The sequence below is a fragment of the Hyphomonas sp. genome (assembly GCF_013823385.1).
Taxonomy (GTDB): domain Bacteria; phylum Pseudomonadota; class Alphaproteobacteria; order Caulobacterales; family Hyphomonadaceae; genus Hyphomonas.
Window position 1 is genome coordinate 1 of sequence record NZ_PNMA01000157.1, and the last position, 1,165, is coordinate 1,165.

Here is a 1,165-nt window from a genome sequence, read left to right on the forward strand (position 1 = left end):
ACTCAACGACTGTCGAACCGAAAAAAAGCAGGAGAGCCGCATGACGATAGGAACACCGAAGCGTGGTGCACCGCGTCTCAAGTCGAAGCGCGAGAAGCTCGAGTACTATATGATCTTCGCTGCGAGCTTCATGTTCTTTCTCGTTGCGGCTGCGCTGTCGTCGCTGATGCGGCTCAGCGGCATGGGGGCCGAGCAGGCTGGCGAACGCAGCCAATCCATTCTCAAGCAGGCCTGGTCGGCCGCTGACACCACGACCTCCTACGCCTTCATGGGCTAGGGGACGGAAATTCATCCGAGCGATCGGGTGGAGACGGGCCTTGGCTCTGCCATGGCCAGCAACCTAGCCGCGCAGGATCAGCGCGGTAACGGGCGCAAGCCAAACAGCCGGAGGTAATCAGATGGCTGCCAATGACAAGAATACCAACCTCTCGGGGTTGACCGATCAAGAGGCGAGGGAGGTGCATGGCTACTTCATGCAGCTCATGATCGTCTTCATCGGCATCGCCGTGATTGCGCATCTTCTGATGTGGATGTGGCGCCCCTGGATCGGCGGCTGAGGCCGGTCTGGAACGCTACTGACGTATCGGTTGTTCTGCGGTCTGGTCGATGACCGGCTCCAAAGAGCAGCTTCCCAAAAGCCCTGAATCTAAACCGGAGCAGAGACATGTACAAAGCATGGCTTCTCGTTCATCCCGTGAGGTTCCTGGTCGCGCTTTACGCGTTCCTGGGCATCCTCGCATTCATGATCCACTTCATCTTGCTGAGCACGGATCGCTACAACTGGCTTCTCGACTCGGCGGCACCTGGCGCCAAGAAGAAGGCAGAGATCCACTCTCCTATGCAGCCAGTGCGCACGATGCTCGGCTAGCAGCCTCACGCAAGGGCCAGCGGGCGATGGCGGCATGTGCCGTCCCGCCCGCTGCCTGAGCGGTGTGAGGTTGTGACTTCAGCCGGCATGTCGTGTCCGAGAGGAGGACCCAGAAATGGCAATGCTAAGTTTTGAAAAGAAGTATCGGGTTCGGGGTGGAACCCTGCTCGGCGGCGACCTGTTCGACTTCTGGGTCGGGCCCTTCTACGTCGGCTTCTTCGGTGTCACGACGGCGTTCTGCGCCATTCTCGGCACCGCTTTGATCATCTACGGCGCAGCGATCGGCCCCACCTGGAA

3 protein-coding genes and 1 pseudogene are annotated in these 1,165 nt (G+C 59.6%); all 4 read left to right on the forward strand.

The window, feature by feature from the left end:
* Window positions 1-40 precede the first annotated feature (40 nt).
* Complete coding sequence (locus tag C0456_RS20710) at window positions 41-277, forward strand: hypothetical protein (RefSeq protein WP_291056651.1); 237 nt, start codon at window positions 41-43, stop codon at window positions 275-277.
* A gap of 121 nt (window positions 278-398) precedes the next feature.
* Window positions 399-557: a light-harvesting antenna LH1, beta subunit gene (gene pufB, locus C0456_RS20715; protein WP_291056656.1), complete on the forward strand. Its 159-nt coding sequence runs from the start codon at window positions 399-401 to the stop codon at window positions 555-557.
* 107 nt (window positions 558-664) lie between these two features.
* On the forward strand, window positions 665-868 hold the full coding sequence (gene pufA, locus C0456_RS20720) for a light-harvesting antenna LH1, alpha subunit (RefSeq protein WP_291056658.1): 204 nt from the start codon (window positions 665-667) through the stop codon (window positions 866-868).
* A gap of 115 nt (window positions 869-983) precedes the next feature.
* A pseudogene (locus tag C0456_RS20725) lies at window positions 984-1,165 on the forward strand (photosynthetic reaction center subunit L); the annotation flags it as partial.